At 51.8% G+C, this 20,394-nt stretch carries 20 protein-coding genes and 1 pseudogene; 15 read left to right on the top strand and 6 right to left on the bottom strand.

What is annotated here, in order from left to right:
• Nucleotides 1-17 precede the first annotated feature (17 nt).
• The 8 genes from zwf to BLO51_RS17140 all read left to right on the top strand — a co-directional run bounded on the left by zwf (nt 18) and on the right by BLO51_RS17140 (nt 8,809).
• Nucleotides 18-1,538 carry a glucose-6-phosphate dehydrogenase gene (gene zwf / locus BLO51_RS17175; RefSeq protein WP_090673846.1) on the top strand — a complete coding sequence of 507 codons (1,521 nt, stop codon included), beginning with the start codon at nt 18-20 and terminating at the stop codon, nt 1,536-1,538.
• 147 nt (nt 1,539-1,685) lie between these two features.
• Nucleotides 1,686-2,741, top strand: a complete 1,056-nt coding sequence (locus tag BLO51_RS17170; protein WP_090673844.1) for a metallophosphoesterase family protein — start codon at nt 1,686-1,688, stop codon at nt 2,739-2,741.
• 98 nt (nt 2,742-2,839) lie between these two features.
• Complete coding sequence (locus tag BLO51_RS17165; protein WP_090673842.1) at nt 2,840-4,423, top strand: peptide chain release factor 3; 1,584 nt, start codon at nt 2,840-2,842, stop codon at nt 4,421-4,423.
• Between the two features lie 140 nt (nt 4,424-4,563).
• Entirely contained in the window at nt 4,564-4,839 is a 276-nt protein-coding gene (locus BLO51_RS17160) for a hypothetical protein (protein WP_090673841.1), read from the top strand.
• 214 nt (nt 4,840-5,053) lie between these two features.
• Entirely contained in the window at nt 5,054-5,734 is a 681-nt protein-coding gene (locus tag BLO51_RS17155; RefSeq protein ID WP_090673839.1) for a response regulator transcription factor, read from the top strand.
• Nucleotides 5,731-7,140: a HAMP domain-containing sensor histidine kinase gene (locus BLO51_RS17150; protein WP_090673837.1), complete on the top strand. Its 1,410-nt coding sequence runs from the start codon at nt 5,731-5,733 to the stop codon at nt 7,138-7,140. The genes BLO51_RS17155 and BLO51_RS17150 overlap by 4 nt, the downstream gene beginning before the upstream one ends.
• 33 nt (nt 7,141-7,173) lie before the next feature.
• Nucleotides 7,174-7,761, top strand: coding sequence for an undecaprenyl-diphosphatase (locus BLO51_RS17145; RefSeq protein WP_090673836.1), 588 nt, complete (start codon nt 7,174-7,176; stop codon nt 7,759-7,761).
• A 142-nt stretch (nt 7,762-7,903) separates the two neighbouring features.
• Nucleotides 7,904-8,809: a YheC/YheD family protein gene (locus tag BLO51_RS17140; protein ID WP_342672403.1), complete on the top strand. Its 906-nt coding sequence runs from the start codon at nt 7,904-7,906 to the stop codon at nt 8,807-8,809.
• A 55-nt stretch (nt 8,810-8,864) separates the two neighbouring features.
• On the opposite strand, the gene BLO51_RS17135 is transcribed toward BLO51_RS17140, so the two are convergent.
• From BLO51_RS17135 to BLO51_RS17125, 3 genes are all read right to left on the bottom strand, one after another.
• Nucleotides 8,865-10,343 (bottom strand): sensor histidine kinase, encoded by a 1,479-nt coding sequence (locus tag BLO51_RS17135; protein WP_090673834.1) that lies wholly within the window; start codon nt 10,341-10,343, stop codon nt 8,865-8,867.
• A 2-nt stretch (nt 10,344-10,345) separates the two neighbouring features.
• Nucleotides 10,346-11,047 carry a response regulator transcription factor gene (locus tag BLO51_RS17130; protein ID WP_090673833.1) on the bottom strand — a complete coding sequence of 234 codons (702 nt, stop codon included), beginning with the start codon at nt 11,045-11,047 and terminating at the stop codon, nt 10,346-10,348.
• A 106-nt stretch (nt 11,048-11,153) separates the two neighbouring features.
• Entirely contained in the window at nt 11,154-11,918 is a 765-nt protein-coding gene (locus BLO51_RS17125) for a 4'-phosphopantetheinyl transferase family protein (RefSeq protein WP_090673831.1), read from the bottom strand.
• Between the two features lie 162 nt (nt 11,919-12,080).
• Between BLO51_RS17125 and BLO51_RS17120 the strand changes: the two genes are divergently transcribed.
• On the top strand, nt 12,081-13,145 hold the full coding sequence (locus BLO51_RS17120; protein ID WP_090673829.1) for a LacI family DNA-binding transcriptional regulator: 1,065 nt from the start codon (nt 12,081-12,083) through the stop codon (nt 13,143-13,145).
• Nucleotides 13,146-13,247: 102 nt separating this feature from the next.
• Here BLO51_RS17120 and sspI read toward each other — a convergent pair whose 3' ends face one another.
• The gene (gene sspI, locus BLO51_RS17115; RefSeq protein WP_090673827.1) at nt 13,248-13,451 is read right to left on the bottom strand and encodes a small acid-soluble spore protein SspI; all 204 of its coding nucleotides are present in this window, start codon (nt 13,449-13,451) and stop codon (nt 13,248-13,250) included.
• A gap of 156 nt (nt 13,452-13,607) precedes the next feature.
• On the opposite strand from sspI, the gene BLO51_RS17110 reads away from it, so the two are divergent.
• From BLO51_RS17110 to BLO51_RS31225, 4 genes and pseudogenes are all read left to right on the top strand, one after another.
• The gene (locus BLO51_RS17110) at nt 13,608-14,267 is read left to right on the top strand and encodes a potassium channel family protein (RefSeq protein ID WP_090673825.1); all 660 of its coding nucleotides are present in this window, start codon (nt 13,608-13,610) and stop codon (nt 14,265-14,267) included.
• An 18-nt stretch (nt 14,268-14,285) separates the two neighbouring features.
• Entirely contained in the window at nt 14,286-15,119 is an 834-nt protein-coding gene (locus BLO51_RS17105) for a TrmH family RNA methyltransferase (protein WP_090673823.1), read from the top strand.
• A 460-nt stretch (nt 15,120-15,579) separates the two neighbouring features.
• The gene (locus BLO51_RS17100) at nt 15,580-15,987 is read left to right on the top strand and encodes a hypothetical protein (protein WP_245719707.1); all 408 of its coding nucleotides are present in this window, start codon (nt 15,580-15,582) and stop codon (nt 15,985-15,987) included.
• Nucleotides 15,988-16,125: 138 nt separating this feature from the next.
• Nucleotides 16,126-16,321, top strand: a pseudogene (locus BLO51_RS31225) (transposase); the annotation flags it as partial.
• A 166-nt stretch (nt 16,322-16,487) separates the two neighbouring features.
• Here BLO51_RS31225 and BLO51_RS17090 read toward each other — a convergent pair.
• Nucleotides 16,488-16,814 carry a DUF7716 domain-containing protein gene (locus BLO51_RS17090; RefSeq protein WP_090673821.1) on the bottom strand — a complete coding sequence of 109 codons (327 nt, stop codon included), beginning with the start codon at nt 16,812-16,814 and terminating at the stop codon, nt 16,488-16,490.
• Between the two features lie 49 nt (nt 16,815-16,863).
• Nucleotides 16,864-17,481: a pentapeptide repeat-containing protein gene (locus tag BLO51_RS17085; RefSeq protein ID WP_167670244.1), complete on the bottom strand. Its 618-nt coding sequence runs from the start codon at nt 17,479-17,481 to the stop codon at nt 16,864-16,866.
• A gap of 183 nt (nt 17,482-17,664) precedes the next feature.
• On the opposite strand from BLO51_RS17085, the gene BLO51_RS17080 reads away from it, so the two are divergent.
• Nucleotides 17,665-19,833 (top strand): ATP-dependent helicase, encoded by a 2,169-nt coding sequence (locus BLO51_RS17080; protein WP_090673817.1) that lies wholly within the window; start codon nt 17,665-17,667, stop codon nt 19,831-19,833.
• Entirely contained in the window at nt 19,834-20,391 is a 558-nt protein-coding gene (locus BLO51_RS17075; protein ID WP_245719705.1) for an AAA family ATPase, read from the top strand. It abuts the gene before it with no gap.
• Nucleotides 20,392-20,394 lie beyond the last annotated feature (3 nt).

The raw sequence follows: 20,394 nt of genomic DNA, 5'->3' as shown, positions 1-20,394 counted from the left end.
AACGAGGACCTGAAGCCATGACGAGTGCCGTGTTTTTGATTTTCGGAGCGACCGGGGACTTGGCCCGGCGCAAGTTATTCCCGGCGTTTTACAGCCTGTACCGTGAGCGCAAGCTGGGCGACCGATTTGCGGTAATCGGCCTCGCGCGACGTTCGCGCACGAACGACCAGTTCCGCGACGACGTCTACGAATCGATTCAAGAATTCGCGCGCTATAACGTGACGAAGGACGAGCAATGGGATGCGTTTGCCGAGCATTTTGAATACATGTCGCTGGACATTAATAACGTTGACGGCTTCCGGCAGCTCCGCGAGCTGACCGACCGGCTCGACGTCAAGTTCGACATCGGCGGCAACCGGTTGTTTTACTTGGCCTTGGCGCCGGAGCTGTTCGGCAATGTGTCGCACAATCTCAAGGCGGGCGGATTGTTGGAAGGGGCCGGCTGGCACCGGCTTGTGATCGAGAAGCCGTTCGGCTATGATCTTCCGTCCGCAGAGAAGCTGAACGCCGAAATCCGCAAGGTGTTCGAAGAGCAGGACGTTTACCGCATCGACCATTACCTCGGCAAGGAAATGGTGCAGAACATCAACGTCGTCCGGTTCGCGAACGCCTTTTTCGAGCCGCTGTGGAACAATAAGTACATCGCCAACATTCAAATCACGCTGAGCGAAACCGTAGGCGTGGAAGAACGCGGCGGCTATTACGAGCATTCGGGCGCGCTGCGCGATATGGGACAAAACCATATGCTGCAGATGCTGGCCATCATGGCGATGGAGCCTCCGAGCCGGATGCATCCGGAGGATATCCGCGACGAGAAGGTGAAGGTATTCCGCAGTCTGCGCGGCTTCCAGACAGCGTCAGAGGTGCGGGCCAACACGGTGCGCGGACAGTACACCGTCGGCAATATCAAAGGCGAGCAGATTCGCGGCTACCGTGACGAAGACAAGGTCAATCCGGAGTCGACGACGGAAACGTATTTCGCCGCCCGCGTCTTCGTGGACAACTTCCGCTGGGCCGGCGTCCCGTTCTATATCCGGACGGGAAAACGATTGCCGGTGAAAACGACGGAAGTGGTCGTCGAGTTCAAGAACGTGCCGAACAACGTTTACTTGTCGCGCAAGCATAAGCTGGAACCGAACCTGCTCGTGTTCCGCGTCAATCCGATGGAAGGCATTTACTTCAAAATGAACGCCAAACAGCCGGGATCGGAAGGAACGATCGTTCCGGTCGCGATGGATTTCTGCCAGAGCGGCCAGGTCGGGCTGAACACGCCGGAAGCGTACGAACGGCTGCTCTACGACGCCGCTCGCGGGGATTCCACGTACTTCACCCGTTGGGACGAGGTCGCGCTGGCATGGAAATATGTCGACAAAATCGCCTCCGCCTGGGGCGAGCGTACGGACGATTTGCACCTGTACACGGCAGGCACTTGGGGACCGGAGCAGGGGCAGCAGCTCGTTGCCGAAGACGGCTTCCGCTGGTGGCCGGTGAACGGGCAGGACGAAGGCGAAGTCACTTGGGGACATACCCAAATGTAATGGCTAGTCGAAAGAAACCGAAAGAGCAGATCCGGTTGCGCCGGGTGCTGCTCTTTTTTTGCTGGCGCAGGTTGCGTCTTTTTTTCACCTCTTGAAATATGATATGATGAAGTGTACAGTGCCGGATAATGCAAGGGGGATCTTTATATGTCCAGACGCGCTTTTATACGCTGGATGCTCGGACTTCTGGTCATGATCGGGGCGGCGCTCGCAGGACTCATCAAGCTGCTGCAGCAATCGGTCGACCGGCAGACGGGCGGTACGGACGGCGTCGCGGTGCAAAAGACGGAACCGGGGCCGAATCCCGATCCGGCGGTGGGGAATCCGGGAGTGCCGTTGTTCTCGTTCATGATTCTCAGCGATTTGCACGTGTCGCCTGACGATCCTGGTACGGTCCGGCATTTGAAGCAAGCGCTTGACGATATGAAGCAGTTCAAACCGCCGGTCGAGGCGCTGGTACTGACGGGCGACGTGACCGACTACGGGCGGGAGAGGGACTACAAAGAGCTGAAAAAAACGTTGTCCGCTTACAAGCTGCCTCCGGTTTACGCCAATATGGGCAACCACGATTATTATGACATTTGGATTGACCGGAAAGGGGATTTCAATAAAGACACGATGCCCAATGGCAAGACGGACTGGCAATCGCGCGAGCGGTTCCAGAAGTTTTTCGGATTGTCGAAGCCGTATCACGACGCTTGGGAGAAAGGATACCACTTGATCCTGCTGTCGCAGGAGGCTTATGTGCAGGAGAAGCCCGAGGTAGGCGAAGGGGCATGGTATTCCGACGAACAATTGGATTGGCTGAAGGAACGTCTGGCTTCGCATAAGGACGGCAAGCCCGTCTTCATCATGACCCATCAGCCGCTGCCGCCCGCTGGAAAAGACGGGGGGACGCACCAATTGATTCCGGCGAAAAAATTCCGCGAAATCTTGAAGCCTTACAAAAACGTGTTCGTGTTCTGTGGGCACCGGCATCAGGATTTTCAAGGCACGGTGGAGCATTATGTCAAAGAAAGCTTTCATTATTTTCATAACTCCTCGCTTGGACGCGTGCTGAACCGAAACTACCAACATGCGGCCAAGGAGAAGGCGCAAGGATTGTATGTGCAGGTATATCGAGACAAAGTGACGCTGCGCGGCCGGGCGTTCGAATCGGGAACGTGGCTGAAGGAAGCCGACTGGACCGTCAAGCTGACTTAAAAGCTTAAGTGAAAACGTAGCGGAGCGGGCGGAATCGTGCAGATTCGGACTTTGCAAAGCTACGAACTGAATAAGATTGAGGAAGGAATAAACTGATTATGGGCACCGGACTATCCGAGAAATTAAAAGAAGAAGTACAGAAGCGGCGTACCTTCGCCATCATCTCCCACCCCGACGCGGGGAAAACGACCCTGACCGAGAAGCTGCTGCTGTTCGGAGGCGCGATTCGGCTGGCCGGTACGGTCAAAGGGCGCAAAGCGAATCGCCATGCGACGAGCGACTGGATGGAAATCGAGAAGCAAAGAGGGATTTCGGTCACCTCCAGCGTGATGCAGTTCGATTATCAAGGGCATCGGGTCAATATTCTCGATACCCCAGGCCACCAAGATTTCAGCGAAGACACGTACCGGACGTTAACGGCGGCGGACAGCGCCGTCATGCTGATCGACTCGGCCAAAGGGGTCGAGGCCCAGACGAAGAAACTGTTCCAGGTGTGCCGCAAGCGGGGCATTCCGATCTTCACGTTCATCAACAAGCTGGACCGCGAGGGGCAAAATCCGTTCGATCTGCTCGAAGAACTGGAGCAGGTGCTGGGTATCCGCTCGTATCCGATGAATTGGCCGATCGGGATGGGCAAACAATTCCGTGGCGTGTACGACCGGAAGCTGACGCAGGTCGAGCTGTTCCAAGGCGACGATCATAAAGAAATTCAAGTACGCAAAGTGAGTGGCTACGACGACCCGGTCGTGAAGGAAATCGCAGGCGAATTTTTTTACGATCAACTGGTGCAGGACTTAGAGCTGCTCGATGTGGCGGGCGACGAGTTCGACTACGAGAAGCTACGGAATGGCGAGCTGACGCCGGTGTTCTTCGGCAGCGCGATCAACAATTTCGGCGTGCAGACGTTCCTTGAGAATTTCCTGCAGCTCGCTCCGACGCCGACGCCGCGCAAAAGCAATGAAGGCTCGATCGATCCGCTGCATGAGAAGTTTTCCGGTTACATTTTCAAAATTCAAGCGAACATGAATCCGGCTCACCGCGACCGGATCGCTTTCCTGCGAATTTGCTCCGGCAAATTCGAGCGGGGGATGTCGGTGAAGCATGTGCGGGTCGGCAAAGATATCAAGCTGGCGCAGCCGCAGCAATTTCTCGCGCAGGACCGCGACATCGTTGAGGATGCTTATCCCGGTGACATTATCGGGCTGTTCGACCCCGGTATTTTCCGCATTGGGGATTCGCTGTGCCAAGGTGGCAGCGTAGAGTTCGATGAGCTGCCGACGTTCTCCCCAGAGCTGTTCTCCAAGGTGACGGTCAAAAACGCGATGAAGCACAAGCAGTTCCAGAAGGGCGTCGATCAGTTGACCGAGGAGGGCACCATTCAGGTGTTCAAAACGATCGGCTTCGAAGATTTGATTCTCGGCGTCGTCGGACAGCTCCAATTCGAGGTGTTCGAATACCGGATGAAAGCGGAGTACAGCAGCGAGGTGCAGCTGTCGCGGATGACCTACCAGTTCGCGCGGTGGCTCGTCGGCGACGACATCGATCCGGCCAAGTTCCGGATCAACTCGCAGCTGGTGAAGGATAAGAAGGACAATTACGTTGTGCTGTTCGAGAACGAATACGCGCTGCGCACGGCAATGGAAAAAAATCCGAACCTGAAATTTCTGGAGACTGCGCCTTAATAGCGCCGATCCGATAAGCAGGCAGCCCTTCGAGGTCTTTATAGACCGAACGAGGGGCTGTTTCGTTTTTTGCCGGGAGTGGCTCAATTTGATAAAATAGGGATGCAGTGGAAGGAAAATGGGAATGGGGGATGCTTACTATGAAAAGCAAACCGTACAATCCGTATGAAGATGCCGCCCTTCACGCCACGCAACCGAACCGAACGTTAATTATGGAGGACCGGAAGCCTTTTAACGATGCGATCCGTCATTTCGACGTCGTCCAAGGGGTATCTACTCCCAAGCGTCTGGATCATTACCCCCGGCTCATTAAAAACCCGTTCCGCTTATACGTTATCGTCTCGGTAGGATCGATGGCTGTCCTGCTTGCTTATTCCTTTATCCAAAACGTATGGGCTGCCTTGAACGGAGGCTAGACACGACTTGAATTTCCGATCGGTCGGTCGGGACACGGGTCCCGGCTGGCCGATTGCTTTTTTTTGGGGGCTTTACCGGAAGCGATATTTTTACTCTTTTCTCATCGAATTTTCATCTTCGTTGTGTATAGTTAAAGTAGCGGCGGAGGGGCAATAATAGGATCGATGCGATTGCCGCTTTTTTACTATTTCAAGCGCAACCAGAGGGAACAGGATGAAAAAGATTCTTATCGTGGAAGACGAGCGAAATTTTGCCCGTTTTATGGAACTCGAATTGATGCACCAAGGCTATGCCGTTACCGTAGTCGGGAACGGTCGGGAAGGTCTGGAAACCGCCACTCGCGATGCATGGGATGCCATTCTCCTTGATGCCATGCTGCCGGAGCTGCACGGCTTCGAGGTATGCCGCGGCATTCGCCGTGCCGGCTTCGCGACGCCCGTCATTATGCTGACGGCCCGCGACAGCGTCATGGATCGCGTATCGGGGCTGGACAGCGGGGCGGACGATTATTTGCCGAAACCGTTCGCGATTGAGGAACTGCTGGCACGGATTCGGGCGGTCATAAGACGAAACAAGCGGGGAAGCGGCGCAGCGCAAGCGGCGTTGGCGTACCGGGAGCTTCGGATCGATCCGGTTGCCGGGACCGTAAGCAAGGCCGGGGCGGTTCTGGAGCTGACCAAGCGTGAATACGAGCTGCTGCTCGTACTTATGAACCATAGGGACCGGGTGCTGAGCCGGGCTATGCTGCTTGATCTGGTCTGGGGGTACGACTGTGAAGTTGAGACGAACGTGGTCGATGTGTACGTCCGCTATTTGCGCAACAAGATCGACGATCCGGCGCAGCGGAGCTATATTCAAACCGTCCGCGGCATCGGCTACGTCATCCGGACATGAAAAAGCTGCGAATGCGTTTCACCCGGCTGCCGATCAAATGGCAGATGACCTTATGGTCGGCCTTCATGCTGTTTGTCTTGTTTACGGTCTATAACGCCGTTCAATATATAGGCATCAACCAATGGATGAGCAGCCGCGAAGTGGAGTCGGTGCGCAAAACGATGGGCGAGCTGCAAAGTTATTTTACGGAAAAAAGCGATATACTGGATGCTGGACAAATCGTCAGGAGCAAGCATTTTATCCAGAGCATCAATCAAAAAAATCAATTGATCCGAATTTTGGACGGCGAGGGAAAGCCGGTGCTGACGGTGCTTTCGGCGCTGCCGGAGGATTGGGTGGCGCCGCGTCCGGTCACAAACACCGAGCTTGAAAGCGTATGGCACCAGGAGGAGCATCTGCTCGTTCTGCGCGCCCCGGTCGTGTCGGAGAAGTTCCGCGGCACGATTGAAATTGTCAGCAATCTGGAGATGTTCGACGAACTGAAAGGGATTGTCACGCTGGTCATGATTCTGGGCGGTGCCGGGGCGGTGCTGCTGAGCGGCCTGGGCGGGCTGCTTCTGGCGGGACGGCTGCTGAGGCCGGTTCAAAGCATAACGGACACAATGAGAAGTATCCAGAAGAACGGACTGCAGGAGCGGGTCCCTTTCTATGACAATAAGGATGAGATTTCGGCGCTGGTCCGCGTGTTCAACGAGATGATGGATCAATTGGAAACGTCGTTCCGCAAGCAGAAGCAATTCGTTGAAGACGCTTCGCATGAACTGCGGACCCCGATTGCGATTATTTCCGGACATTTGTCGATGCTGAACCGTTGGGGCAAGCGCGACCCGGTTCTCGTGGACGAATCGCTCCACGCCTCGCTTGAGGAACTGGAGCGTCTGAAAGGGCTCGTGCAGGAGCTGTTGGAGCTTACCCGCGCGGAACATGCCAGTCCGGACGGCGCTGCCGAGCTGTTCGATTTGGGAGAGACGATTGCCCAAATCGTTAAGAACGTTTCCGTTGTTCATCCCGAATTCGAGATTACGACGGATGTGGATGCGCTGAAAGGCGTTCACATCCGATTGGTTCCAAATCATATCAAACAAATTTTGTTGATTTTGTTGGATAATGCGGTGAAATATTCGACCGAACGAAACAAAATCCACGTGTCGGCCGTCTTGATAGAAGATACGATACTGCGCATCGTCATCCGCGATTACGGAATGGGCATTCCGAAAGCGGAAGTGGAGCATGTGTTCGACCGGTTTTACCGGGTGGACAAAGCCCGCAGTCGCAAACGAGGCGGCAGCGGCCTGGGACTTTCGATCGCCAAGCGGCTCGTCGAGAAGTATCATGGGGACATACGTTTGGAAAGCAAAGAGAACCAAGGAACGACGGTGACGGTGCAATTGCCGTTCAGCCGTTAACGGAACGGATAACGGGACGAGGAGAGATCGCGTATGTTATTGAAATGGGACTATGATTTATTCGAAATGATCAACGGCTTGGCTGTCGATCATACGATGCTTAACGTGTGGATGCGCTTTTTCGCGGAATATGCGGAATATTTCTTTTATTTGGGCATCCTCGTGTATTGGTTTACCCGAAAACAAGAGAACCGCCGGATGGTGGCCAAAGCGCTCTGTTCCGCCGCTTTGGCGATGGGGATCGGCTCGCTGATCGGCATGTTGTTTTACCGGAATCGGCCGTTCGTCAGCCACGAGGTTCATCAGTTGATCGAGCATGCGGCTAATGCGTCGTTTCCCAGCAGCCATGCCATTGGCGCTTTTGTCATCGCCACCTCGATCTGGCTGTACCGCCGTAAGGATGGATACGTCTGGCTTGCGCTGGCCGTATTGATCGCTTTGTCCCGGATCTGGACCGGCGTCCATTATCCGATAGACGTCACCGTCGGAGCACTGCTGGGCTTCGGCTCCGCCGTAGCCGTAAACAAGCTGTTCACCCAATGGACGCTCGCCCGGCGCTGGCTGGCCGTTGGCTTGTCGCTATTTGAAAAAATCGAGCGCAAGCTCGGCTTTAAATCGTAGAAGGACTTTTGAAAAGCAGTTGCCTGCATCGCGGCAGCTGCCTTTTTTTGCGAAAAATCGTCCATAATTGGGGTCTCTGCATGTCCCGGACGCCTGTCGTAGGCCTCTATACCTCACCGTGCTGCGGCGGGGGGCATACACTATGATGGATGAACGAGACCAGGGCTCAGAGGGATTGGATAGCGGGAGTAGGAGGTTCGTAAAGGCGCTGCAGAGGGAGATGAGGCAGCTTGGCGCCAGCCGTTCTCCGGCCGAAGGAAGAAAGGTGGATGTAATGAGGAAGAACAAACCGAATAACAGCAGGTACATCGTAAGCAAATGGGCCAAAACCCAGGCGGTGATTCCGAACCGAAAGCTGGTCAAATACATTCCCGAGACGCGCAAGCTGAACCGCGAAAGCTTGAGGGGGATGCTGGACCGGCACGGCATGGTCTATGTCAAGCCGAACAGCGGCACATACGGCATCGGCGTGATGCGGGTGGAGCGGCTGGCCGGCAGAGGGAGCGCGTCTTACCGCTGTCATATCGGAACGAAAATTAACACCTTTACCCAATACGATGACTTATACAGGCATATCGCGGGATTGACCCGAAAACGGATGTATTTGGTGCAAAAAGGCATCCATCTGCTTAAATATCAGAAGCGGCGCTTCGATCTTCGCGTCATGGTGCAGAAGACTCCGACCGGGAATTGGCAGACGACAGGACTGATCGGGCGCGTTGCGGCGCCGGGCAAGGTCGTGACCAATGTGCATAACGGAGGAACGCTCAAACCCGTAGAGGTTTTGCTGCAGGGGCATGCCGGGAGCGCCGAAAAGTCAAGATTAACCTCAGGGCTGCGCAGCCTCGGCACTTCCGTAGCAAGGCAGCTGCATTCGAAGTACGGAAGACTTAAGGAAATCGGGCTGGACGTCGCGTTGGACGAGAAGCTGCACCCGTGGATTCTGGAGATTAACACGGCTCCCGATCCTTATATTTTCCGAAAGCTGAAGGATAAGCGCATCTTCGCGAGAATTTACCGATACGCAAAAGCTTACGGACGGCTCTAAGCAGCCGTCCGCTCTTTATGAAGGAAGGAGCCCGACGCAGGCTCCTGAATCGGTGTTAATCCGCTTTGTCGTCCTTGGATGCGGCTTGGTCGACTTTGGGCAGGGTGATCGTGAACGAGGTGCTGATACCGGGCGTGCTGTCCGCTTCGATCGTGCCTGCATGGGCTTCGACGAGCTGCTTGACGATGGACAGGCCGAGCCCGGTCTCGCTGTTGCTTTTGGATCGGGACGGATCGGATTTGTAGAACCGCTCCCAGATGAGCACCAGCTCTTCCTTGGACATGCCGCGGCCGGTATCCTCGATCACGATCACGGTATGCGTTTCCGTTTCGGAGCCGGTCAGGCGGATCGTACCGTATGCCGTAAACTGGATGCTGTTTTTGACCAGATTGATGAGAATTTGCATCAGCCGGTCGTAGTCGGCATACACCTGCAGGTCCGGCTCGCATTCGATAAGAATGTGCAGGCGCTTCTCTTCAATCAAGACTTCGAGCGACTCGTGAACGATTTCGAACAGCTCTTTAAGCGGTGTTCGTTTTTTGTTCAGCGTGATGAGGCCGCTTTCGATTTTCTCCATGTCGAGCAGTCCGTTGATGAGCCGGATCAGGCGGAACGTTTCTTTCTCGATGATGCCGTAATAGTTGGCCCGCTCCTCCGGCGAGTGGACGAGATTGCTCTTCAGCCCTTCGATGATGCCGCGGATCGAGGTAAGCGGCGTGCGCAGCTCGTGCGTCACGTCCATAATAAAATGGCGGCGCCGCGTCTCGAACTGCTGCAGCTTATGCAGGGCGAGCTCGAGCTGCCGGGCCATAGAGTTGAAGTCGCCTGCGAGCTCGCCCAGCTCGTCCGACCGGCTAACTGTGGATCGGGCGGCATAATCTCCCGCGGCAATTTGGCGGGTCGTCCGGCGCAGCGACTGGATGCTGGCGCTCATGCTGCGGGAAAATATCCAACTGACGGCGACGGCCAGTATGAAAATAACGACGATCATATAGATCAGCGCTTGGTTAAGCGCCTCCATCGTCTCTTGAATGCCGTGAAGCGGGGAGAAGACGAAAAGGTGCAGCTCGGTTTTCTGCGGCTTCAGCTTGGTTTGCCTGTAAACGACGACCCATGGCTTCTCCGCTCCGCGTTCGACGATGAAGCTTTCGTTGTCCTTGGCGTCGGACATGTGCGACCGCAGCTCGTCCAAGAACGCTTTGCCCCGCAGCGCGCCGGGCATCTTCGGGTCGCGGTAGGCGATTTCGCCGGCATGGTCCAGCAGGATGAACGACGTCCGGCGTTCGGCGAGCAGGGTGCGATACGCTTGCAGCGCGCTGGTCGGGTCTTCCCCTTCTCTTGCGATCAGGCGGACGATTCCTTTGGAGACGCTGGCCAGTTCTTCCGTCTCGTTGTCGAATGTTCGCTGCTTCATGTAGTAGGTAAACCCGGCCGCCAGCAGGACGAGAATGAGCATGGACAGAAGGAGATGGGACAGAAACTGCCGCTGGAAAAAAGTAAACCGGAAGCGCGGCCGCAGATGGCTCAGCTTCATCGTCATTCCTCCAGCTCTAGCTTGTAGCCCACGCCCCAGACGGTCACAATCAACGGATGCTCCGGTGAAGACACCTTATTGCGCAGCCGCTTGATATGGACATCGACCGTGCGCTCTTCGCCCAAATAATCGTAGCCCCATATGCTTTCCAGCAGCTGCTCGCGGGTAAAGACGCGTCTGGGATACCGGACGAACAGCGAGAGCAGATCGAACTCCTTCGGCGTTAAGTTGCTGATCGTATTCCCGCCGACAGTGGCGGTCCGGGCGGACAGGTTGACGACAATCGTCTTGTGTTTGAGCAGCTCTTGCGTCTCGGCCGCCCCTTCGGCCTCAGCCCCGCCGCCTCGATGGTATCGGCGAAGCACGGCTTTCATGCGGGCGATCAGCTCCATCGGGCTGAACGGCTTGCTGACGTAATCGTCGGCTCCGAGCTCAAGCCCCATAATCCGGTCCTGCTCCTGATCGCGTGCCGTAAGCAGGATGACCGGCGTTTCCCCTTTACCGCGTATATCCCTGCACAGCGCCAGCCCGTCCTTGCCGGGAAGCATCCAGTCCAGGATGACGAAATCCCACGTATGCCGGTCAAGCTGTTCCTGGGCGCTGAGCCCGTCATGAACGAAGGTCGTATCATACTGTTCTTTTTGAAAAAACAAGTGCAGCATTTCGCAAACGGACGTATCGTCCTCCGCGACTAGCAGCTTCATGGCGGCACCTCCATCGGAGTCAGAATGGTTCGGTTAAGTCTGTTAGCTCCAGCATAGAGAGTTCCAAGCGGGATAGCAAGCGCAAGCGCTGGGCAGTAACTTCCGGTCACTGAACATCGACAGCAGACGATGTGCCGAAAAGTCGCTGGATCTCCGGGATGTTCACTTTGAATTCGGTTCTTTTCGGATGCGTGATCGAGCACATGTAGCGGCCGACGCGGAACGATACGCTGCTATATTGGGCAAAGTTCGTATAGCTGGTGACAATGCAGTCTTGCTTGATGTCCATATGATTGATTTCATACACTTTGAGCGGGGTCATGAGTCCGGTTTTCAAAATCTTCGACAAGGATTCCTTGGAGGTCCACAGCATCGTAAGCGCGGCCTCGTATTCAAGAGAGGTGTCCGCGATCATTTGCTTTTCGTTGGCTGTAAGTTGCGACTCGATGGCACTGACGTTGGCGCTGTCGATTTTCTCCAAGTCGATACCTACCGGGTGGGCCTCCGGGAACGCGATAGCAGCCGCGATATGATCGCAATGCGTAATGGTGATCTGAAGAGGCTCGGTTCGTGGAAGCATGATGACCGGCTGCTGGAATACTCCCTTCTGCACCCATATTTGCCCAAGCTGAGGTTCCGCCATACGAGTGTACGCGGAGATCGCCTGCTTCGCGCAGTAGCGGCCAAGCACAAAACTGTGCTTCCTTTTATATTGCAGCTTCCGGTAGTAAGCAAGCTCCTGCTCATGGAGGACGCTTAATGCTTCCGCATCTTCATATGGGGTTGTACGGCTGCTAAGACACAACTGCGCCTTAAAGCGATTGTCAGGTCTTATGAATGCCAGTTCCTCCAAATACAATAAGGTGTTCAATACTACCTCTCCTCTCGTCTTCGTTCGTTGTTGAACGTCGTTATGTAGTTAATCGTTTCCCATCATTCGCCAGTTGTCAATAGGTGAAATTCAGGGTTGACATACAAAGAAAGAGCGTGAAATAATGAACGCGCGCACATTATTTTTAAGGAGGCGGCTGAAATCGTAACCCGAAAGGAAGTTGCAGAGCTGGCGGGAGTGTCCGAAGCGACGGTTTCCCGCGTATTCAACGACGTCGGTCCGATGAAGGAGCAGACTCGGCTGCGGGTGCTACAGGCCGCCAAAGCTTTAAATTATCATCCGAACGCGATTGCTCAAAGCTTCGCCCGCCGCAGAAGCGGCAACTTGGGCGTCGTGCTGCCTTACGTGCCGAAAGTACACATTTTCTCGACTTACTATTTCTCCGAGGTGCTTAGCGGAATCGGGGAGCAGGTGAAGGCTTCAGGCTACGATATGCTGCTGAAATTCCGCGTTCCCGGAGAAGAAAGCGATCACAGCGATATTTTTCGTTCGCAAAAGGTGGATGCCTGCGTGATCCTCGGAGCGACGGATACGCCCTCGGAGCGGGCGGAGCTGAAAAAATTGGAAGACGGCGGGTTCCCCTTTTGCCTGATCAACCAGCATATGAGCGGAGAGCGGTTTCATGAAGTGGATGCGGATCATGAGGGAGGCAGCTACCGCGCGGTACGGTATTTGCTTGATCTGGGATACCGGGACATAGCGTTTTTGAGCGGCTCGCCCGAATTTTCCAACAGCGGCGACCGGCTGCGGGGGTATATGCAGGCCATGCGCGAAGCGGGACTGCTGCCGGCGGATGCCAAGGCTCCGGGTGACCTGCCTGTGCATCTGTACTACGAGGGCAATTACAGCCGAACAAGCGGAATGAAAACGGCGTCGGCCATGCATCCGCACCTGAACCGGATCGAGGCGGTGTTCGCCTCCAACGACCGGATGGCGATCGGCTTGATGCAGGGGCTGCGCGAGTACGGGCACGTTCCCGGCCGGGATTACGCCATTGTCGGCTATGACGACTCGGAGGCCGCCCGCGTAACCGACCCTCCGCTAACGAGTGTTGCCGTGCCGTTCTACGAGATGGGCCAGCTGGCGGCGGAGCGGGTGCTGAGACGCGTCGGCGGAGGGAATGAGACGGATGGCGCATCGGAGAGCTTCAGACTTAGGCTGGATACGAAGCTTGTTGTGCGGCAATCGTGCTGCATCCTGCGGTAACACCGTCGTTGCGCCCGATTCGATAAGGGACGGTAAGGGGAAGAGGCCACATGACGGAAAAGCGCGCAGGGACCGTTCCCCGCACGCTTTTTTGCTGTTGCTTTAAGCCAAATGCTCTTTGAGTGTCGCGATCAGCTGGTTCTGCGTATCCGCTTCGCTGTGCTTCCAAATAATTTCGAACAGCACTCCAAGGCCCGGCAGCACACGTTCTTCCGCATCCATCGAATCCGCAATAACTTCGAACAGTTCTTCGTTGCTTTTGTCATGCATGCGCTGAATGATCGCTTGCCGCAAATTCAGGTTCATGGCAGTTCCTCGCTTTATTGTCTTTTCCACTTGGATGATGCGATTTCGCTTTTATTAATATGCTCCGCTTGAATAAGTTTCATGCTTCGTCACGAACTTTGGTGAACTGCCGCGCTTCTTGATATAATAAAGAAATGAGAAGGGGGATGAACACGGATGAGCAAACAATTCGCTGTCATTGGAATGGGGCGCTTCGGCTTCAGCGTAGCCAAAACGTTATCGAATCTGGGCTTTGAAGTGCTGGCGATCGACAGCAGCGAGCAGCGGACTCAGGAAGTGTCGAATATTGTGACCCACGTCGTTCAGGCCGATTCCACCGATGAAGAAGCGCTGCGCGCGCTCGGATTGCGCAATTTCGACGTCGTCATCGTCTCAATCGGACAAGATATTCAGGCCAGTATTCTTACAACAATCATCGTTAAAGAAATCGGCGTGCCGAAGGTCGTCGTCAAGGCTCAGAACGAACTGCACGGCAAGGTGCTCGCGAAAGTAGGGGCGGACAAGGTAATTTATCCGGAGCGCGATATGGGTGTCCGGGTGGCCCACCACTTGATTTCATCCAACATTATCGATTACATCGAGCTTTCGGAAGACTACAGCATCGTCGAGGTTCAAGCGTCCGGGCAAATGGTCGGCCGCAATCTGAGAGAGCTCGATATTCGCGCCAAATATGGCTGCAACGTGATAGCGATCCGAACCGGGGACAAGATGAACATTGCTCCGCACGCCGAGGATATTATTAGACATCACGACATTCTTGTCGTTGTAGGGACGAACACGGATTTGAAAAATTTCGAAAAGACGTTTGCGGAATAGAGGGTCGAAGAAAATCGTATGAACGATAAAAAAAAGATAGTTTCCAATGAATCGGCTATCCTAAGCTCGGTTCAAAATCCGCGGGTTAAGCAGTGGACCGAGTTGCTCAGCCGCAAAGGGAGGGACAAGCAGGGACGCTTCCTGATCGAAGGCGTCCACATTGTGCAGGAGGCACTCCGTTCTGGCGACCTGGTGCCGGAGGTATTGGTTTACGTCGCCGATAAGAAGCAGGCGATTGCCGGACTGCTGGAGGATGCGGCGGCTAAAGGAACGGAATGCGTCGCGGTAACGGAAGCCGTGCTGGCCAAATGCACGGACACCGAGACGCCGCAGCCTGTGTTCGCAGTCGTGCCGAAGCTGCCGTGGCGCGGAAGCGATCTTCTCGCAGCAAGTGAGCTGAACGGGCTGGTCGTTGTCATCGACGGCATCCAGGACCCCGGCAATCTGGGCACGATCATCCGCAGCGCGGATGCGGTCGGCGCCTCCGGCGTGCTGCTTGGCAAAGGAACCGTCGACCTATATAACCCGAAAACGGTGCGCTCGACGATGGGGTCGCTTTTTCATCTGCCGATCGTCCAAGGCGAATTGACCGAATGGCTGCCGCGGGCCGCTGAGTCTGGCGTGCAGGTTGTCGCTACAAGCCTGCAGGGAGCGGTTAGCTGCTACGAGCACGATTTTCGCAAAGCCACGTGGTTTGTCATCGGCAACGAAGGGCAAGGCGTCTCCGAGGAAGTGCGGCAGCTTGCCCGGCATCAGGTGCTAGTCCCGATGAAGGGGCGTGCCGAATCGCTGAATGCGGCAATGGCCGCTACCGTCGTCCTGTTCGAGGCTATGCGGCAGCGGGGGGGTTAATAAAACAATTATTCTTGTCCACACCCCCAAATAAGTGTCCAGGAATAAAAAATACTGTCCACCAACTCACCATAGACTGGCAATGGCTCGGGCAATCCCCAAGCGATTTCCGGTCTTTTTTCTCTGCCGGCACACAAAAGCAGGGAAATGCAGGGGGATCTCGAATTCTTTACCCAAGCATAAACCCAAGCGTATCAAATACAAATCATTGTAAAAAAGTAAAAAGTAATAAGGATTTTTGAGATACGAAAACAAGAAGTGGATTTGATGAATAAATCAAAGGTGGCTACTATAATTAAACATATTAGGCGACCTCAAAGGTACTGAGGTGGACGATAACGAGGATATTGCCATACAGTTTTGCGACGAAAAGAATATAGATGAGTACCAGTTGGAATATAACGTTCATCAGGATGGACATTTTTCCTGAAGAGCATTTCATCGTAGAAAAGATGGGATGGTGAAAAATGTGATCTGGGTGCCTCATGAAATGACAGTAGGACATCCTCAAGATTTCGATGTGAAGTATAGACTGTACTCCTATGAAGAAGGAGGCAGAAAGAATCCGCCAAGACAAGGTTACAGATGCGATTTTTCCTATGACGGTGATGACATAACCAAGACTGGCATCTATATGATTCATCCTGAATTCGAAGATGAACAAGGCGAGATTATTTTAGATCGCGAGATGCCGATTGCATTAGATGGGACGGCAAGAATGTGGATCGTGATTCCTGAAATGAGAGAAGCCGTACATCGGCACCGAATTCAAGTAGGGGTTAAAGGATATTTCATGGAAGGGTCAAGGAAAGTTGGTGAAGTTGAAGTCATCAAGGTAGTGGGACTTTTTACGAATCCGGTAAAGTAATTAATGGGGATTGCTACAAGAAGCAACAATTGGATAGAGAAGGCATGAATCAAGATGATATGGGTGCTATAGGTAAAAGTAAATGCGTTGGAGTTAGGGAACTATAGCATCGTCAATCACGCGGCGGACTGAAACATGATGCTGCACCTGTCTGCCGAGCAAATTGCCGATATGTACAAGGCAAGATGGGGCATCGAAGTTTTCTTCCGATGGATCAAGCAAAACTTGAATGTCCCTGTTCTGTTTGGAACCACGAAAAATGCCGTATTCAACCAGTTGTTCGCTGCACTCATGACGTATGTCGTCCTGAGATGGCTATATGACCATTCCAAATCGCTCATCATCGCTTGCAGGTCCATGCCACTTATCCGATTTAAGGAACTCATGCAAGAGAATCAATTGCAGGCGGAATGGCTTATTGCTGTTACTAGGATTCTGGATAAATACGTCTATTTGTCGCGTCTTGATAACCCAAAAGTTGGTAAATCAACAGGCGTGAATTATTCTATTACTAAAAAAGCATCATTATCATAGTAGTATAAGAAAGCTTCGAATAAATCGTTATCTGTACACGATGCCTTTTGATCAGAAATGTTACTGATAATTCCTCGTACAGAGTCTATACCTAATACATATTTTAAATTATGTTCCTTTGCAAATTTAGGAATTTCATCACTGTCATTTTCCATGTCATCTATGTCATCTGGAAGTACAGCACCTTTTGTATCTAGACTCCACGTTTCGTCTTCTGGAAGAAACAAATCATCCGACCACTCGAATTGTTCAATATTATTTAGTATATCTCGCAATACCATAAGCTTTTCCATATTTTCCTCCCATTAAATAGTTAAGACATTGCATGCGTCATCTATTATTTTACTGTGCCCATACGGGAATATCCATGTCAGTAAACTGGGCTGCAGATGGCAGCCGCTCGCCTTCCGCTTTCGTCCCGCTTAGCTCACATTTGATAAATGTCGTATTGTCAAAAATACAGTCGTAAAATCTCGCAGCTCTAAGCTCCACCCTGCGAAACGTTGCATTCGTAAAGTTACAATTGTAAAACTTCACTCGTCTCCCCCCGAACTCTAACCAGCCATGGCCGAAAAATTGAGTGCCTGTAAAGCGACAATGATGATAACGGGTATCGTCCATGTTAACCCTCATTTTAGCCGATGAAAAATCAGAGTCCGCAATTTGGCATGAACGCATCAAACACCGCTCCAAGGTAGCTTTGGAAAAGTTGACACGAGACAAAATACTCTTCGATAAATTATGTATATTTGCATAGGAAAGATTTACATTTTCAAGGTGAGATCCATATAAACTGGACCTTTCCAATTCTTTTATGACGGCAAAAGGGCCCACTTCCAGTCCGGCTAAGTCAGCATCCCGAATAACTGCATGTCCAGCAGAAATGGCATCGATAAAAGGACGGACACTTTCCACAAATTCTTCACAATGCCATCGTTCCAAGATGGTTTTCTTTTTCATCCCCGCAAGCATCTCCTGTTAATATATACTGATATTATAGAATTATAGGATATATTCATATTAACTTCAAAGCTGAAGTGTAAGATGGTCCAAGAATTGGCCTTCTGTTTGGATGATAGCTTCAGATAAGATTCTGAATATCATGGGAATATAGGGAATGGAACGGTGAAAGGAAAATTCGAAATGAAGGGAAAAGAAGATTTCTTTACACGCAAGAGACGTGAAATAGGCGTTGCCTTAAACGAAGTTCAGAGGAAAGCTGTTCTTCAGACAAACGGAGCACTGCTCTTATTGGCATCGCCAGGGTCCGGGAAGACGACTACTATCATCATGAGGATAGGTTATTTGATCGAGGAGAAAAAAATTGATCCATCGAGAATAAAGGCGGTTACATTTAGCCGTGCGTCGGCTCATGATATGAAGGAGCGATTTAAGCGATTTTTTCCGCACCTTCAACCAGTCCATTTTTCGACGATACACAGCTTTGCTTATGAGGTAATGAGAGAACATTTTCGGAAAACAAGAACAGCTTTCCAAATCATCGAAGGGGATCTGGATTTGGAAGAGCAAGAAACGATGGATGCGAAACATCTGCCGCTGCACAAGAAAATGATTTTGCGTAATTTGTTCAAGTCCATTGTTGGCGACAATATTACCGACGATCAGATGGATGATTTGACGACCTATATCAGTTTCATCAAAAATAAAATGATTCCTCCGGAGAAATGGTCGTTGGTTCGAGCAGCTGTACCGGAAGCGGAACGGATTCTACATGAATATGAGGCATTTAAGAGGTCAGGTCACAGCAAGTTGCTTGTTGATTACGACGATATGCTGACGATAGGAGAGCAGGTTTTAGAGAGAGATACAGAACTCCTTCAGAGGGTTCAGGAGCGGTATGATTATATCCTTACGGACGAGAGTCAGGATACCTCCGCAGTGCAACATGCCATTATCGAAAAGCTGGTTCGGAAGCACGGGAATCTTTGCGTGGTTGCAGATGACGATCAATCGATTTATAGTTGGCGTGGCGCGGAGCCTGCCTACCTTCTGGACTTCAAGCAAGTATATCCTCATGCCATTACCTTGTTTATGGAGCAAAATTATCGCTCCTCTAAAGATATCGTGACCATAACGAATCAGTTCATCAAGCGAAATAAGAACCGTTACGACAAAAATATGTTCACGAAGAATCCATCAAGTAAGCCGATGAAGATCAGAAGCTTATCGGATTACATCTATCAAACGAAGTATCTGGTTCAACAGATTCAGAAGGTGGAGCAGCTTTCTGAAGTGGCCGTATTGTATCGTAACAATTCCTCATCGATTGCCTTGATCAATGAATTTGATCGAGCAGGGATTCCCTTTTTCATGAAAGATGCAGACAATCGATTCTTTTCGCATTGGGTGGTTGAAGATATTAAAAATTTCATGCGAATGAGCTTTACTGACAAGCGTCCGGACATTTTGGAAAAGATCCACCTGAAATTTAATGGATATATCAGTAAACAGCAGATGGCGGTATTGAAGCAAATTGACAACAAAGAATCGGTATTTGATAATTTGCTGAATCATGTGCAATTGCAGGATTATCAAGTGAGGCCGTTGGTTGCAAGCAAAGAAACATTTCTGCAAATGCGGGGGATGCCGCCGCTACATGCTATACGTGTCATTCGTGATCGATTGGGATATGAAAAGGCGCTTGAAAAGATTTGCGAGCGGCTTGGATTCCGTAAGGAATACTTAATGGGCATCCTTAACACATTGGAAGAGATTGCAGTGGGGCTGGAGACGATGGAGGAGTTTGCGAGCAGGTTAAAGCATCTGGAATTGGTTCTAAAGAATGCGAAGTTCAGGAAAGATCAGAATGTAGTGACTTTTTCAACGTTTCATAGTGCTAAGGGTCTTGAGTTTGAGCGGGTCTATATGATTGATCTCGTGGATGGCATTATTCCGTCATCTGACGATCTCAAAGCAAGCTCAGTAGCAATGATGGAAGAGGCAGTTCGACTTTTTTATGTTGGTATGACACGAGCGAAGAAACATCTGGAGCTTATAACGTATAGGAAAAGAGACGGTGAGGAGGTTAAAGAATCGCAGTTTGTTACGGCGATCAGGAACATCATGAATCCTCCGAAAAAGGATGTGGCCCAAAACAGCGGAGCAGCAGAAAAAAATGCTATACGGGATCGAGCCGGGCTGGTTGTAGGGAAGACCATAAGACATGGCGCTTTCGGCTCCGGGTCCATAAGACGGATAGACAAAGATTACATCCATATTCAATTTGGATCAAGCGTAAAAGTTCTATGGATTACAACTTGTTTAGAAAAAGGATTATTGGAGCGAGTGTAAATGAATGTCACGAAAAGAGAGGCTGATAAAATGCAAACGGTATACCTATTGTCAGGACCGGCAGGGGTCGGGAAGTCAACGACCTCACAGGCACTGGCAAGGTGCTTGAACAATAGTGCATATGTTTCAGGGGATTATGTAAGCCATATGCATGTTAACGGTCGCCAGAAACCTTGGGAGAGTAAGTTGGAATTATCCCTTATTTGGAATAATATCTTGAGTCTAACCCGAAATTTTATTCTCAATGAAATTGATGTTGTAGTAGATTACGTTACTTTCCCGGATGAGGCGTATTGGCTAAGAGATAAGCTAAAGGATTTAACCGACAATGTTGTCTATACGGTCTTATGGGTTGACCCTGAAACCCTGTTAAAAAGAGATCAGCTCAGACTCCCGGAACATCAGATGGGAGAGCGGTGTCTTATTCTAATGGAAGAATTCAAGCAATCCGGGTTAAAAAACAACAATTTGCTTGATACAAGTCAGAAAAGCCCTGATGATATCCAACAGGTTATTGAAGAAATTATGAACAATAAACAATACAGGTTAGCGGATTGAGTT

Source organism: Paenibacillus tianmuensis, assembly GCF_900100345.1.
Classification (GTDB): Bacteria; Bacillota; Bacilli; order Paenibacillales; family NBRC-103111; genus Paenibacillus_G; species Paenibacillus_G tianmuensis.
The sequence above is the reverse complement of the archived record's forward strand: the minus strand, read 5'-3'. Positions and strand labels throughout refer to the sequence as shown.